Origin of the sequence: Pandoraea sp. XY-2 (genome assembly GCF_004193915.1) — a bacterium.
Lineage (GTDB): Bacteria > Pseudomonadota > Gammaproteobacteria > Burkholderiales > Burkholderiaceae > Pandoraea > Pandoraea cepalis.
Genome location: NZ_CP030849.1, coordinates 233,041 through 247,582 on the forward strand (window position 1 = coordinate 233,041; position 14,542 = coordinate 247,582).

12 protein-coding genes, 1 tRNA gene and 2 pseudogenes are annotated in these 14,542 nt (G+C 64.3%); 10 read left to right on the top strand and 5 right to left on the bottom strand.

All coding sequences use genetic code 11. From position 1 onward, the window contains the following. Positions 1-195 precede the first annotated feature (195 nt). The 9 genes and pseudogenes from DRB87_RS00940 (at position 196) to DRB87_RS00980 (ending at position 7,378) form a co-directional block, all read left to right on the top strand. Positions 196-2,487: a PAS domain-containing sensor histidine kinase gene (locus DRB87_RS00940; protein WP_281352549.1), complete on the top strand. Its 2,292-nt coding sequence runs from the start codon at positions 196-198 to the stop codon at positions 2,485-2,487. Next, on the top strand, positions 2,488-3,228 hold the full coding sequence (locus DRB87_RS00945; RefSeq protein ID WP_130024525.1) for a response regulator: 741 nt from the start codon (positions 2,488-2,490) through the stop codon (positions 3,226-3,228). A gap of 104 nt (positions 3,229-3,332) precedes the next feature. Next, a tRNA-Phe gene (locus DRB87_RS00950) sits at positions 3,333-3,408 on the top strand. A gap of 210 nt (positions 3,409-3,618) precedes the next feature. Further along, positions 3,619-4,356 (top strand): 7-cyano-7-deazaguanine synthase QueC, encoded by a 738-nt coding sequence (gene queC, locus DRB87_RS00955; protein ID WP_130024526.1) that lies wholly within the window; start codon positions 3,619-3,621, stop codon positions 4,354-4,356. Positions 4,357-4,378: 22 nt separating this feature from the next. Beyond that, positions 4,379-5,013: pseudogene (gene queE / locus DRB87_RS00960) on the top strand (7-carboxy-7-deazaguanine synthase). 9 nt (positions 5,014-5,022) lie between these two features. Next, entirely contained in the window at positions 5,023-5,466 is a 444-nt protein-coding gene (queD, locus tag DRB87_RS00965; protein ID WP_130024527.1) for a 6-carboxytetrahydropterin synthase QueD, read from the top strand. Between the two features lie 144 nt (positions 5,467-5,610). Next, positions 5,611-6,033: a hypothetical protein gene (locus tag DRB87_RS00970; RefSeq protein WP_130024528.1), complete on the top strand. Its 423-nt coding sequence runs from the start codon at positions 5,611-5,613 to the stop codon at positions 6,031-6,033. Positions 6,034-6,070: 37 nt separating this feature from the next. After that, positions 6,071-6,493, top strand: coding sequence for a DsrE family protein (locus DRB87_RS00975; RefSeq protein WP_130024529.1), 423 nt, complete (start codon positions 6,071-6,073; stop codon positions 6,491-6,493). Positions 6,494-6,664: 171 nt separating this feature from the next. After that, entirely contained in the window at positions 6,665-7,378 is a 714-nt protein-coding gene (locus DRB87_RS00980; protein WP_130024530.1) for a tetratricopeptide repeat protein, read from the top strand. 92 nt (positions 7,379-7,470) lie between these two features. Here the strand turns inward: DRB87_RS00980 and rodA are convergent, their stop codons facing one another. From rodA to DRB87_RS01010, 5 genes and pseudogenes are all read right to left on the bottom strand, one after another. Further along, complete coding sequence (gene rodA, locus DRB87_RS00985) at positions 7,471-8,619, bottom strand: rod shape-determining protein RodA (protein ID WP_017231975.1); 1,149 nt, start codon at positions 8,617-8,619, stop codon at positions 7,471-7,473. Beyond that, positions 8,619-10,831, bottom strand: a pseudogene (gene mrdA / locus DRB87_RS00995) (penicillin-binding protein 2). Before mrdA ends, rodA begins: the two are co-directional and overlap by 1 nt. Before the next feature lie 43 nt (positions 10,832-10,874). Then, on the bottom strand, positions 10,875-11,387 hold the full coding sequence (gene mreD / locus DRB87_RS01000) for a rod shape-determining protein MreD (protein WP_130024533.1): 513 nt from the start codon (positions 11,385-11,387) through the stop codon (positions 10,875-10,877). Between the two features lie 9 nt (positions 11,388-11,396). Continuing rightward, entirely contained in the window at positions 11,397-12,365 is a 969-nt protein-coding gene (gene mreC, locus DRB87_RS01005) for a rod shape-determining protein MreC (protein WP_017231544.1), read from the bottom strand. Positions 12,366-12,548: 183 nt separating this feature from the next. After that, positions 12,549-13,592, bottom strand: coding sequence for a rod shape-determining protein (locus DRB87_RS01010; protein WP_010805637.1), 1,044 nt, complete (start codon positions 13,590-13,592; stop codon positions 12,549-12,551). A 551-nt stretch (positions 13,593-14,143) separates the two neighbouring features. Here DRB87_RS01010 and gatC point away from each other — a divergent pair. Beyond that, entirely contained in the window at positions 14,144-14,443 is a 300-nt protein-coding gene (gene gatC / locus DRB87_RS01015) for an Asp-tRNA(Asn)/Glu-tRNA(Gln) amidotransferase subunit GatC (protein ID WP_130024534.1), read from the top strand. Positions 14,444-14,542: the final 99 nt, after the last annotated feature.

The following is a 14,542-nucleotide window of genomic DNA, read 5'->3' on the forward strand; positions in this document are numbered from 1 at the left end:
CGTCGGCGGCGGCCAGCGTCCCGGCGCTCCCGTCCGTGGCGACGAGCACGGCGCTCGACCCCGCGAATCATGCGTTCCGTCTGAGGGGCCATTTGCCACTTGCCTTCAGCGCGGCGCTGCCGCCCGGAGTCGCCCGTGTCAAATAACGGCGGCGGCCTGCTCAAGCGCATCGTCATTCGCACACTGATCGTCACGATGGCGCTCGTCGCCATCGGGCTGTTCGGCCTGCTTGCGCTGGCATCGGCCAATACCGAATTCTTCGATCGCTACTATTCGCTGCTCTACACCGCGAACATCGCGGTGGCGATCATCTTCGTCTTCATCGTCGGTGCGCTCGTCTGGATCATTCTTGCGCGGCTGCGCGAGCGCCGCTTCGGCACGCGACTTCTCGCCAAGCTGGCCATCTTCTTCGCGCTGGTGGGGGTGCTGCCGGGCGGCATCATCTATCTGGTGTCGCTGCAGTTCGTCTCGCGCAGCATCGAGTCGTGGTTCGACGTGCGCGTCGAGACGGCGCTCGACTCCGGACTCGAACTCGGACGCGCCATCCTCAACAACGGTCTGTCGGACCTCAGCGCCAAGGCGCAACTCGTCGCCGATAACCTCGCGTCGAGCGGCGACAAGGGGGGAACGCTCGCGCTGCTGCGCATGCGTGACCAGTTCGGCCTGCAAGACGCCACCATCGTCGACGGCAACGGGCGTGTGCTCGCGTCGGCGTCTGGCAGCTTCAATGCGCTGGTGCCGGATTTGCCGACGCCGCTCATGTTGCGTCAGGCGCGCACGCAATCGCGCGGCTATACGGCCATCGAAGGCGGCAGCGAGGGCTACGACAAGCATCAGGCACGAGATCAATTGCGCTGGCGCGTGGTGATCCGCATTCCGTCCGGGTACACGTCGTCATTGCAAGACGAAGAGCGTTTCCTGCAAGTCACCCAACTGGTGCCGGCCAATCTTGCGCAGAACGCCGAGGCGGTGCAGAGCGCCTATCGCGAATACCAGGAAAAGGCGCTGGGCCGCACGGGCCTGCGCAAGATGTATATCGGCACGTTGACTCTGTCGCTGTTCCTCGCCACGTTCGTGGCGATGATGCTCGCCCTGGCACTCGGCAACCAGCTCGCGCGGCCGCTCTTCCTGCTGGCACGCGGCACGCAGGAAGTCGCGGCAGGCGATTTGTCCCCGAAAGGGGAAATGCGCACCAACGACGAACTGGGCTTCCTGACGCAGGCGTTCAATGCCATGACGCGTCAGTTGTCCGACGCGCGCGCCACGGTCGAGCGCAATCGGCTGGCGCTTGAAAGCTCGAAGGCACACTTGGAGAGTATTCTGTCGAGCCTCACGGCCGGCGTATTCGTTTTCGATCGCGACTTCCGCCTGACGACGGCCAACGCCGGCGCCGAACGCATCTTCAAGCAGAGCTTGCAGGGTGAGCTGAACCGCTCGCCTGCGCATATTCCGGCGTTGGTGGAGTTTGGTGAGACGCTGCGTCGCGCGTTCGCCGATCGCGATGCGAACGCCGATCTCGGCCCGGGCGGGCACTGGCAGCAGCAGATCGGTCTGACGCTGCCGGGCGAGACCGATGCCGTGACGCTGCTCGTGCGCGGTTCGCATTTGCCTGAGCCGATGGTCGCGGTGGCGGGCGTGCCGACGCGTGCGGGCGGTGGCTACGTCGTGGTGTTCGACGATATCAGCGATGTGATTTCGGCGCAGCGTTCGGTCGCGTGGGCCGAGGTGGCGCGGCGCCTGGCACACGAGATCAAGAACCCGCTCACACCGATCCAGCTCTCCGCCGAGCGGCTGCAAATGAAATTGTCCGACAAGTTGCCGCCGGCCGATGCCGAGGTGTTGCGCCGGGGCGCGACGACCATCGTCAACCAGGTGGCGGCCATGAAGCGCATGGTCGACGATTTCCGCGACTACGCGCGACTGCCGCCGGCGATCATGCATTCGCTGCAACTCAACGAGTTGATCGGCGAGGTGCTGACGTTATACGGGGTGGATGAAGGGCGCGGCGCGATTCGTCCGAATCTGGACGCGGACCTGCCGGCGATACGCGGCGACTCGACGCAATTGCGCCAAGTTATTCATAATCTGCTGCAGAATGCTCAAGATGCCGTCAGCGCAACCGAAAAGCCGCTTATCACGGTGGAAACGAAGACAGTAGAATACGCAGGAACGGATGTGCATCCCGGCGAACCGAAACGCACGGCAGTGCGCTTGACGATCACGGACAACGGGCCGGGGTTCCCGGCGCGCATTCTGACCCGCGCATTCGAGCCCTACGTGACCACGAAGTCGAAGGGCACCGGGCTCGGACTGGCGATGGTCAAGAAAATCATCGACGAGCATCAGGCGCGCATCGACATTCGCAACCGGCCATTACCCGAGGGCGAAGGCAGCGCAGGCGCACAGATTTCGATCTTGTTTACTCAATTGGCTGACGACCAGGAACTGTCGCGCAACAAGCCGGCAGAACACACGAAGGTAGCGTAAATGGCAACCATTTTGGTGGTGGATGACGAAATGGGGATCCGGGAGCTGCTCTCCGAGATTCTGAGCGACGAGGGGCATGTCGTGGAGGTCGCGGAGAACGCGCAGGAAGCGCGCGCCTTTCGCGCCGCGCACACGCCCGATCTCGTGCTGCTCGATATCTGGATGCCCGATACCGACGGCGTAACCTTGCTCAAGGAATGGGCGGCGCAGCAGTTGTTGACGATGCCCGTGATCATGATGTCGGGCCACGCCACGATCGATACCGCCGTCGAGGCGACCAAGATCGGTGCCCTCAATTTCCTCGAAAAGCCCATTGCCCTGCAGAAACTGTTGCAGGCGGTGGAGCAGGGGCTCGCGCGCGGCAAACGCGATCCGTCCGGCGCCGCGCCCAGCGCGTTTGCCGCGGACGACGATGCGCCTGACGCGGGCGTCTTCGGCGAGAGCGAACCGCGCCACGTCGGCGGGGGCCTGAACGGCTCGGCGGTGCATCACGCGCCGCTCGGTGCACACGATCTCGATGGCGGCGTCGCGGGGGCGGTGGTGGGCATGTCGGGCGACATCTCGTTCGACGTTCCGTTGCGCGAGGCGCGCGATGCGTTCGAGCGTGCCTACTTCGCCTACCATCTGGCCAAGGAGCACGGCAGCATGACGCGCGTGGCCGAGAAAACGGGCCTGGAGCGCACGCACCTGTATCGCAAGCTCAAGCAACTGGGCGTGGAACTCTCGAAGAGCAAGACATGACGGAGGTGCGGCGCGCCCGAGTGCGCCGCGACGCCGCTTTCCAGCGGATTTTTCAACGAAGGGCTTGCGCGAAGCGTCGGCAGTCTCTATAATCGCTTTCTCTTGGCCCGGTAGCTCAGTTGGTAGAGCAGCGGATTGAAAATCCGCGTGTCGTTGGTTCGATTCCGACCCAGGCCACCAAATTCGAAGGGCTTGCGTACATCGCAAGCCCTTTTTGCGTTTGAACGAAAACGCTGCCCGATGATGGGTATCACGCCCTGACGATAGCCATGCCAGGCGTCGCGGTTCACAATCGCGTGACCTATCCCGCACGCGGGCTGCCCGAGGGGCGGCCGCAAGCGCGTGCCCCGGCCCCCGTCGTCCTGACGGCGAGGGCGATACTGCTAGCGCATGATCATGACGACAAGCACTGATTCCGCTCTGGTCCTGTTCTCCGGTGGACAGGATTCGACTACCTGCCTCGCGTGGGCGCTGTCGCGCTATGCGCGCGTCGAGACGCTGGGCTTCGATTACGGCCAGCGCCACCGCGTGGAGCTGGAGTGCCGCACCGATGTGCTGGCCAAGCTGCGCGGGCGTTTTCCGCAGTGGTCGCCGCGTCTGGGCGACGACCACATGATCGACCTGTCGATCCTGGGCCAGATCAGCGAGACGTCGCTCACGCGTGAGACCACGATCGCGATGGCCGCGAATCATCTGCCGAATACCTTCGTGCCGGGCCGGAATCTGCTGTTCCTGACGATTGGTGCGACCATTGCGTATCGACGCGGTTTGCGCGTGCTGGTCGGCGGCATGTGCGAGACGGATTTTTCGGGCTACCCCGATTGCCGTGACGACACCATGAAAGCGCTGCAGGTCGCGCTCAATCTGGGCATGGACCAGCGCTTTATCGTCGAGACGCCGCTGATGTGGATCGACAAGGCCGACACGTGGCAGATGGCGCAGGATCTGGGCGGCGACGCGCTGGTCGAGACCGTGCGCGAAGATACGCACACGTGCTATCTGGGCGAGCGCAGCGTGCTGCATGCGTGGGGTTACGGATGCGGCGAATGTCCGGCCTGCCAGTTGCGCCAGCGCGGTTTCGAGCAGTGGCGCGCACGCGGTCACGATCAGGATCGCGGCGCGGTCTGATCCTGGGAGAATCGAGAGCATCATGACGTACGCGGTAAAGGAAATCTTCTACACCTTGCAGGGCGAGGGGGCCAACGCCGGACGTCCGGCGGTGTTCTGTCGGTTTGCAGGATGCAACCTGTGGACCGGCCGCGAAGAGGACCGCGCGGACGCCGTCTGCCAGTTCTGCGACACTGACTTCATCGGCACCGACGGCGAGAATGGCGGCAAGTACCGTACGCCGGCCGATCTCGTCGCGCAGATCGTGGCGTTGTGGCCGGCGGGCGACCTCGCCCACCGGTTCGTCGTGTGCACGGGCGGTGAGCCGCTGCTGCAGCTCGACGCGCCGCTCATCGACGCGCTGCACGCCGAGGGCTTTCGCATCGCGGTGGAGACCAACGGCACGCAAGCGATCCCGAGGGGATCGACTGGGTGTGCGTGAGCCCGAAAGCCGATGCCGAGCTGATCGTCACGCGCGGCGATGAGCTGAAAGTTGTGGTGCCGCAAGATCGCCAACGTCTGGCTGAGTACGAAGCGCTAGATTTCCAGTACTTCTACCTCCAGCCGATGGACGGACCGCTGCGCGACACTAATACGAAGCTGGCGATCGACTATTGCAAAGCGCATCCGCGCTGGTCGTTGTCGATGCAGACGCACAAATACCTGAATATTCCCTGAGCCGTTGCCGTGATTACGATTACCCGGAAACTCGAATTCGATGCGGGCCACCGCATTCCCGACCACCGAAGCCAGTGCCGCAATCTGCACGGGCATCGTTATGTGCTCGAGATCACGCTCGCGGGCGAAGTGAGCCGCGAGAGCGGTGCATCCGACAATGGCATGGTGATGGACTTCGCCGACGTGAAGGCGCTGGCCAACGAGCATCTCGTGTCGGTGTGGGACCACGCGTTCCTCGTTTATGAGGGCGACACGGCCGTGCGCAATTTTCTCGAGACGATGCCCGACCACAAGACGGTGGTCTTCGACCGGGTGCCGACTGTCGAGAATCTGGCGGCGACGGCCTTCGAGACGCTGAGCCACGTCTTTGACGCGCATTACGGCCGCGACTTGCGCTTGGTGCGCCTGCGTTTGTACGAAACGCCGAACTGCTGGTCGGAAGTCACGGCGTAATACGCTTAGACGCTTGTGCGGTCATCGTTGATGCCGCGTCCCGTCGCTGGGATGACGCCCACGCCGCCACGAATTCGACACTCCCGCCGGCAAATTCGACGGCGGACGGTGGCCACCTGACCGAAAGTGCCAACCCGCCAGATCTTGAGTCTGGCGGGTTTTTTCATTTCAGGAGTTGGCATGGCAAAAATTTCAGCGGGCAGCGACGTCATTGCGCAGAACGTGCAGACCGTCGTGCGGCTTGTCGCGATGCGGCGACGAGATTCACACGGCAATCTGCATTCCCTGGACCAGGTGGCGAATCGCCCGGTGGCTGCCGTTCTCCCGCAGCGGCAGCCAAGCGCACCGCCGCTCGATCATGGCGATTTCCGCGCGCATTTTGTGAGTTCGGCACCCACAGGCCATGCGCGGTTGCCCGTGCCGGCGCGAGAGCAACGGGGAGTATGTTCCGACGCCGCGACGCAGACCGACGCGGCATGGGAGGCGCCGCCGCCGTATTCGGTGCGGGATGTGACGCCCGGCGCGCCGGGCCCGAGCGATGCCCTGGGGCGGGCCAACGCGCTATGATGCGGCTGACACCACGTAACCAATAGGAGACTCCGCAATGAAGACGCTGCTGCGCGGCTTGCTGGCCGCATTCCTGTTCGCGGCATTCGCCGTGCCTGCCACACAGGCATTCGCGCGCGACAAGGTCGTGTATCACATCAACGACGCCGAGCAACAGGCGCTGGCCGCTTTGCGCAACGTTCGCAACCAGCTCGACACGGTGCCGGATACCGACATCGTGGTCGTCGCGCACGCGAAGGGGGTCGACTTCCTGATGGAAAGTTACAAGGATGCCGCGACCGTCGGACCGCTGATCGCGGCGTTGCATGCGCGCGGCGTCAAGTTCGAGGTGTGTGAAATCACGATGAAGCAGCGCAACCTGAAGAAGGATCAGTTTGTGCTCGACGCGGACTTCACGCCGTCCGGTGTCGTCGAAATCACGCGCTTGCAGCAGAAGGGTTACGCGTACATCAAGCCATAAGTCGGACGTCTTGCCCCCGATCCAAGCCCTGGCGCGATGCCGGGGCTTTTGCATTGGCCAACGCGATCTCGATGGTCAAGGCGACGGCGAAACCGGCGCCGGCACGCGGCCCCGGCGCGTCTTTTCCATTTGGCGCACAATACGTCCAAAGCCAGTCTCAGGAGGTTCGCGATGTCGACGTCTTACACCATGCGCCGGCTGCTCAGCGGTCTTGCCGCCACGTTGGTGGGAGCGGCCTGCCAGCCGATTCCTTATGCGGTAGCCGCCGCGCAAGCCCCGGCCCAGGGGCTGACCGATCAGGCCGTGCAGCACTATGAGGCGGGCCAGCAGTCGCAGGCACTCGGCGAGTTTCGCCGGGCGGCCGAGCAGGGCAATCGTCTTGCCCAATTCGACTACGCCATGATGCTGCTCAACGGCGAGGGCGGCACGCCCGATCCGAGCGGCGCCGTGCAGTGGCTCGAGCGCGCCGCGAACGCAGGCATGACCCAGGCACAGTACGTCTACGGCAAGATGTTCGACGACGGCTACGTCGTCGGCAAATCGATTCCCCAGGCCAATCTCTGGTACGAAAAAGCGGCGAAGCAGGGCCATGTGCAGGCGCAGGCGGCCATCGCCAACGAGTATTTCATCGGGCGCGGCGTGCCCAAGGATTACAAGACGGCGTTTGGTTGGTACGAGAAAGCCGCACGCGGGGGCGATCTGCCGTCGCAGTACATCGTGGCGAGCTACTACGAGCGGGGCTATGGCGTCGTGACGCCGGATCTCGGACGTGCGCGTCTATGGTACGAAAAGGCCGCCGCCCAGGGCGACGTGGCCGCCCAAGGCAAGCTCGATGCGATGAATCGGGGGGCCGCGCCCGCCCTGTCCCCTGTGCCGGCCCGTTAGCCGCCGGGGTTCGCACAGGCAAAAAAACGGCAGGGCGCAGAGTGATGCCCCTGCTCCTGCCGTCTGTCTTGTCGGCGCAGCGCGCCGGACCGTCAGCTTTGCATCAGGCGCTTCTCGCGCGCCACGCTCATCAGAATGCCGATCCCCAGGCCGAGCGTCACCAGCGCGGTGCCGCCGTAGCTCATGAACGGAAGCGGAACGCCGACCACCGGCAGAATGCCGCTCACCATGCCCATGTTCACGAAGGCGTAGGTGAAGAAGATCATCGTGACGGACCCTGCCAACAGGCGCCCGAACAAGGTGGCGCCGGAGGCCGCGATCACCAGCCCGCGCGCGACCAGCAGCAGATACAGCACCAGCAGAACGGCTTCGCCGATCAGCCCGAACTCTTCGGCGAACACCGCGAAAATAAAGTCGGTGTGCTTCTCGGGAATGAACTCGAGGTGGGCCTGCGTTCCCTTGAGCCAGCCCTTGCCGGTTGTGCCGCCCGAGCCGATGGCAATGACCGACTGGATCGTGTGGAAGCCCTTGCCGAGCGGATCCGACGTTGGGTCCAGCAGCGTGCACACACGATGCTTCTGGTAGTCGTGCAGGAAGTACCATTCGACCCCCGGCTGACAGATCTTGTCCTGCACGGCCAGAACGGTGCCGATGCCGATCACGACAGCGACGAGTACCGGCAGAATGAGCTTCCACGACAGCCCGGCCAGATAAATCACGTAAAGTCCGGCGGCGGCCACCAGCAGGCCAGTACCGAGGTCAGGCTGTTTGGCGATCAGCCCCACGGGCAAGCCGAGCAACACCATGGCGACCAGGTAGTCGAACCAGCGAATATTGCCTTCGCGCTTCTGGAAGTACCACGCCAGCATCAGCGGCATGGCGATCTTCATGATCTCGGACGGCTGGATCACCATCCCCACGTTCAGCCAGCGCTTCGCCCCTTTCTTCGTCAGCCCGAACATCGCGACCGCAATGAGCAGTGCTACACCGGCCGTATAGAGCGGCACCGCGAACTTCATCAGGGTCTGCGTCGGCAGCATCGCCAGCAGCCACATCAGAATGAACGTCAGCACGATGTTGCGCACCTGGTCTTCGACGCGCCCGGGCACATCGATACTGGCGCTATAGAGCGTGACCAGTCCCACGCACAACAGCAGGAAGACGATCAGCGCCAGGGGCCTGTCGAAACCGACGAACAGGCGCTTCACCTGCTGTTTCCACGTATGTTTGTCGAGCGCCATCATGGCGTTCCTCCTTGCGCGCGAATGGCCGCGCGATGGCGAGCTTCGTCGGCGACAGTCGGACTCACGGCCGGCTGACGATGCGGCGCCGGGGCGGGCTTCGGTGCACCGGCAGCGGAAGCCTTGCCGTCGGCGCTACGCGATACGCTCGCCGTCGCGTTTGACGCGACCGGGGCGACGCGTGCCACGGTCGTGCGGCCGCTCAGTTCGGCAGCGCTGGCGGGTGCGGCATCGGGTGCGGCGGACACGGCCGAGACGCCCGATGCCGCCCCGGACCCGATGCGCCCGCTTGCAACGCCGCGGCTTCGGCGGCGCGCTCCTTCGGCTCGTCGACGAGGTAGTAATCGAGCAGACGGCGCGCGACCGGACCGGCTTGTGCGCCGCCCCATCCCGCGTTCTCGACGATCAGCGCGACGGCGATCTTCGGATCGTCGGCGGGGGCGAACGCGATGAACAAGGCGTGATCGCGTTTGAATTCGGGGATAGCGTTGTGGTTGTACTTCTCGTTCTTGCCGAGCGAGTAGACCTGCGCTGTACCGGTTTTGCCACCGGCCTCGTACGGTGCGCCCGCGAACGCCTGACGGCCTGTGCCTTCCTTGATCACCCCGACCATCGCGCGTTTGACGAAATCGATGTCCGCCTGCTTATAGGGTAGCCGTGCGCTTTCGTGCGGCACGGTGAGCTGGCGTGTGTGCGTGACAGGATCCTCGATGGCTTTCACGAGGTGAGGCTTCATCACCACGCCATTGTTGGCCAGCGTGGCAGTGGCGTGCGCCAGTTGCAGGATCGTGAACGAGTTGTAGCCTTGTCCAATGCCCAGGCTGACCGTTTCGCCGTCGTACCATTTCTGCTGCGCGGGCTTCTTGTACGCCTTGCGCTTCCATTCGGTCGACGGCAGAATGCCGCGCGCCTCGCCTTCGATGTCGATACCCGTCAACTGACCGAAGCCGAGCGGCGCCATGAAGTCATGAATCGCATTCACGCCCATATCGTGCGCGAGCATGTAGTAATAGGTGTCGTTCGAGACCACGATCGAGCGGTACATGTCGATCCAGCCCTGGCCGTTGCGCACGTCGTTGCGGAACGTATGGTTGCCGAGGGTGAACGCGCCGGTGTCCTGGAAACCCCAGCTCGTGGTGCGCTTGCCCAGTTCGAGCGCGGCGAGCGCCATGAACGGCTTGTACGTCGAGCCGATCGGATACGTGCCGCGCAACGGACGATTGAGCAGCGGTCGGTCGGGCGAGTTGTTCAGCGCGTCCCAGTTCTGCTGGTCGATGCCTTCGACGAACATGTTCGGATCGAAGCTCGGCGCCGATACGAACGCGAGCACGTCGCCCGTTTTCGGCTCGATGGCGACGACCGCGCCGCGCCGGCCAGCGAAGGCTTGCTCGGCGACTTCCTGGAGCTTGATGTCGAGCGACAGCACCAGGTTGTCGCCCGGCGTGGCCGGGGTGCGCGAGATCGTGCGCACCGGGCGGCCACCGGCGGTGACTTCGATTTCCTCGAAACCGGTGATGCCGTGGAGCTGCGTCTCGTAGCTCTGCTCGACGCCGATCTTGCCGATGTAATCGGTGCCCTTGTAATTGTTGACGTCGCGGCGGATGTCGTACTTGGCGCTGTCGCTGTCGTTCTCTTCGCTCATCGCCTCGATCCGCTGGCGATCGCGCTGCGAGATCCGGCCGATGTAGCCGATCACGTGCGCGGCGGTTTCGCCCAGCGGGTACTGACGGAAGAGCCGCGCGTGCACGTCCACGCCGGGAAAGCGGAAGCGCTGCGCGGTGAAGCGTGCGACTTCCTCGTCGGTCAGGCGCGTGCGGATCGGCAGGCTCTCGAAGCTCTTGCTGTCGTCCATGAGCTTCTTGAAGCGGGCGCGGTCGCGCGGCGTGATCTCGATCACGTCGGACAGATCGGTGATGAGATCTTCCAGCGGACGGCCGATCTTCGATGGCGTGATTTCCAGCGTGTAAGCAGAATAATTACGCGCGAGCACCACGCCGTTGCGATCCATGATCACGCCCCGGTTGGGCACGATCGGTGCGAGCGAGACGCGATTTTCGTCGGCTTGCAGCGCGTACTGGCTATGGCGGAAGACCTGCAGGTAGACGAAGCGTACGCCGAGCAGGCCAAAGCAGATCAGCACGAAAAATGCAGCCGCCGTGATCCGCAGATGAAACGTCTGCAGTTGTTGCTGGGGATTCTTGAACTCGGTCATGCAAGCAGGGCTCGGTGGCGCGATCGGGTGGGGACGGGGCCCATCAGATCGGACGCGTGTCGTCGCGGTCGACGGCGCGCTTCTGCGGCGCCAGCAACAGGATACTGATCACCGGCCAGAGCAGGGCTTCGACAAACCCCGCCGCGAGCGGCCACCAGCCCGGAAACGCCGCACCGGTCGCCAGACGAATGATGAATGGCACCACGTGCGCGAGCAACAGCAACGGCAGCACCGTCAGCGCCTGACCCAGCAGCGTAAAAAACAGGACGCGGCGGTGAATCATGATAGCGCCGTACGAAAGCAACGTGTAAGCGAGCGCGTGCTCGCCCAGCAGGCCGGCGTTGTGCACGTCCATGAGCAGGCCAACGAGGAACGCCACGCCCATGCCCACCTTGCGCGGCTGGTGGATGTTCCAGAACATCAACACCAGCGCGACGAAGTCGGGCATGGCGGGGGCGTGGCCCCACGGCATCAGGTTGACCAGAAACGCCACCACGAGACTGATCGCGATGAAGTACGGATTGACCGGCAGCAGAATGTATTGCGGTCGTGACATGTCGATTCCTCAATGACCCTTGCGGGCGGCCGGGGCGCGCTTCGGATCGGCGCGCGTGCCGCCCTTCTGGCCGGGCTTCTCGCCGCTTGCCGACGGATCGGACGCACGCGCGAGATCGGCGGCGGCGTCCGGATGCAGGGCGAGCGGCGTGGTGTATTGCAGCACCAGCACCTGACGCTGGCTGCGCAGATTGGCCACCGGCTGACACAGAATGCGCGCGAACGCGGTGTCGGATACGCGGTCGACCTTGGTGATGCGGGCCACGGGCAGGCCGGCGGGGTAGATGCCGTCCAGGCCGCTCGTGGCGATTTCGTCGCCGACCTTGACGTCGGCCGACAGCGGAATGAAGCGCAGGTCCAGCACGTTGCCGCGCAGCCCGCCGTAGATCACGCTATGCACACCGCTGCGCGTGACTTGCACGGGCACGGCTTGCTCCTTGTCGGTGAGCAGCGTGACTTCGCTTTGCAGCAGGAAGACGCGCGAGACCTGACCGAGCAGACCCTGTTCCGTGACCACCGGGGCACCGAGCTTCACGCCATGCTTTGTGCCGCGATCGATGACCACGCGCTGCGTGAACGGGTCGCGTGTGTCGTACTCGATCTCGGCGGGAATGCTCGGCACGGGCAGGCGCTCGCGCAAGGCGAGCATCTGGCGCAGATGTTCGTTCTCGGCGGTCAACTGGTTATTGCGTTGGGCCTGCACGGAGAGCTCGAGGTTTTGCGCGAGAAGCGCCCGGTTCTCGCCCGAGAGTTGCGATTCGGTCGAGAAGAAGCCCGCCACGCCGAGAATGGCGTCGCGCGGCAACAGCATCATGCGTTGCACCGGATACAGGGCGGTGCCGACAACGGCCCGAACCCGTTCCAGCGTGTTGTAGTGCGAGTCGACCACGAGCAGGCCGATGGCGAGCGCGACGAAACAGATTAGCCGGGCCAACGCCGACGGTCCCTGTTTGAACAGTGGCGGCGGACTGTACTGCATGGTGGGCCCTTCAGGGGAGCACGCGCAGCGAGGCGCCGCGGTGCGCGAATGGTGTCAGTCGGGTGCGACGGAACAGCATGACGACAAGCTCCGTGCGCATGGTCTTGCTGCGTGGCCCGTCGTGTCGGGCGAGGGGGGAAGGGATGGCCCCACCGCGCCGGACGACGAACCACGCACGTTGGCTTACTCGTAAGAGAAAATGCTGCCGAGCTTGTCCATGCGCTCGAGCGCCATGCCCGAGCCACGCACCACGCAGGTGAGCGGGTCTTCGGCGACCAGCACCGGCAGGCCGGTTTCTTCGGCGAGCAGACGGTCGAGATCGCGCAGCAGCGCGCCGCCGCCCGTGAGCATCATGCCGCGCTCGGCGATGTCGGCGCCGAGTTCCGGCGGCGTTTGTTCGAGGGCGATCTTCACCGACGACACGATCTGGTTGAGCGGATCGGTCAGCGCTTCGAGGATTTCGTTGCTCGAAATGGTGAAGGCGCGCGGAATCCCTTCGGAGAGGTTGCGGCCCTTGACTTCCATTTCCTTGACTTCGGAACCCGGGAAGGCCGAGCCGATTTCCTTCTTGATCGCTTCGGCGGTCTGTTCGCCGATCAGCATGCCGTAGTTGCGGCGGATGTAGTTGACGATGGCTTCGTCGAACTTGTCGCCACCGACACGTACCGATCCCTTGTAGACGATACCGCCCAGCGAGATCACGCCCACCTCGGTCGTGCCGCCGCCGATGTCGACGACCATCGAGCCCGTGGCTTCCGAGACCGGCAGGCCGGCACCGATGGCCGCGGCCATCGGCTCTTCGATCAGATACACCTGCGAGGCGCCCGCGCCGTGTGCGGCTTCCTTGATGGCGCGGCGCTCGACCTGGGTCGAGCCGCACGGCACGCAGATGATGATGCGCGGCGACGGCGAGAACAGGCGCGACTCGTGAGCCATCTTGATGAACTGCTTGATCATCTGCTCGGTCACGGTGAAGTCGGCGATCACGCCGTCCTTCATCGGGCGAATCGCCTCGATGTTGCCCGGCACCTTGCCAAGCATCTGCTTGGCTTCCTTGCCGACGGCTTGAATCGTCTTCTTGCCGCTCGGGCCGCCTTCCTGGCGAATGGCGACGACCGACGGTTCGTCGAGCACGACGCCCTTGCCGCGCATGTAGATGAGCGTGTTGGCGGTGCCCAGGTCAATGGCCAGGTCGTTGGAGAAATAGCTTCGAAGAAAACCGAACATGCAAAATCCTGTGTCTGCGTGAGGCCGTCCCAATGGATGTGACTGGGACGGCGGCCTGTCATCTGGGTTCCGGCCTGTTCGCAAAAAAAATCGCCAGGCGCCACGCGGCGGCTCGCGAAACGTGCGGACAAACCGAGGAATGCGGTACCGGGCAGGAGGCGGGGCTGCCGTTATCCATCCGTCGCGTCAGGGTCTTCCAATGGACTGCGCGAACGTCTGTCGCGCCCCTCGGACTGGCCGTGGCCCACCTGCGCGACAGCGGCGAAGGGTGCAAAAACACGCTCCGACGCAAATTTAATGCGCAATGATACCTTATAATTTCGCAGGTTTTGCAGGAAAAACGAGCACGTTGACACCCCATTCGACGCCCCCGGTGCGCCCGCCGGGAGCCTTGTGGCACGGCGCGCCAGCCCTCCTGCGCAGCCCGGTGCACGGAGTAAAACGGCGGACGAGCCCAACGCCGTCCGCACATTCTCCGCATTCTGGCCCTAATTTTGGCGTCAGGCATGCACCCGGCTGCTCTCCAATGCGCACTTTTTCGGGATTTCTTCATGGCTTTGAATCTCTCAGACGTCAAACGCATCGCCCACCTCGCGCGTCTCGAGCTGGCCGATGACGAGGCGGCTCACATGGAAAAGGAGCTGAACGGCTTCTTCGCGCTCGTCGAGCAGATGCAATCGGTCGACACGAAGGACGTCGCCCCGCTGGCGCATCCGATCGAGCAAATTCAGGCCGTCGCCCAGCGCCTGCGCACCGACGCGGTGACCGAGCAGGTCGATCGCGAGGCCAATCAGCGTCCCGCGCCCGCCGTCCAGGACGGCCTCTATCTGGTGCCGAAGGTCATCGAATGAGTCCGGCCCGTTGCGCGATGACCGTGTCCGGCGCGCCGGACGCTCGCGCAACGGATTGCCGCGCGCCCTCGGCGCCCCGCATGTCCTCATGCCTTCATG

Bases quoted from the DNA above. Each gene is read 5' to 3' on its own strand.
- DRB87_RS00940 (WP_281352549.1), top strand. From the start codon at position 196: ATGGCGCTCGTCGCCATCGGGCTGTTCGGCCTGCTTGCGCTGGCATCG.
- DRB87_RS00945 (WP_130024525.1), top strand. From the start codon at position 2,488: ATGGCAACCATTTTGGTGGTGGATGACGAAATGGGGATCCGGGAGCTG.
- queC (WP_130024526.1), top strand. From the start codon at position 3,619: ATGATCATGACGACAAGCACTGATTCCGCTCTGGTCCTGTTCTCCGGT.
- DRB87_RS00975 (WP_130024529.1), top strand. From the start codon at position 6,071: ATGAAGACGCTGCTGCGCGGCTTGCTGGCCGCATTCCTGTTCGCGGCA.
- DRB87_RS00980 (WP_130024530.1), top strand. From the start codon at position 6,665: ATGTCGACGTCTTACACCATGCGCCGGCTGCTCAGCGGTCTTGCCGCC.
- rodA (WP_017231975.1), bottom strand. From the start codon at position 8,619: ATGGCGCTCGACAAACATACGTGGAAACAGCAGGTGAAGCGCCTGTTC.
- mreD (WP_130024533.1), bottom strand. From the start codon at position 11,387: ATGTCACGACCGCAATACATTCTGCTGCCGGTCAATCCGTACTTCATC.
- mreC (WP_017231544.1), bottom strand. From the start codon at position 12,365: ATGCAGTACAGTCCGCCGCCACTGTTCAAACAGGGACCGTCGGCGTTG.
- DRB87_RS01010 (WP_010805637.1), bottom strand. From the start codon at position 13,592: ATGTTCGGTTTTCTTCGAAGCTATTTCTCCAACGACCTGGCCATTGAC.
- gatC (WP_130024534.1), top strand. From the start codon at position 14,144: ATGGCTTTGAATCTCTCAGACGTCAAACGCATCGCCCACCTCGCGCGT.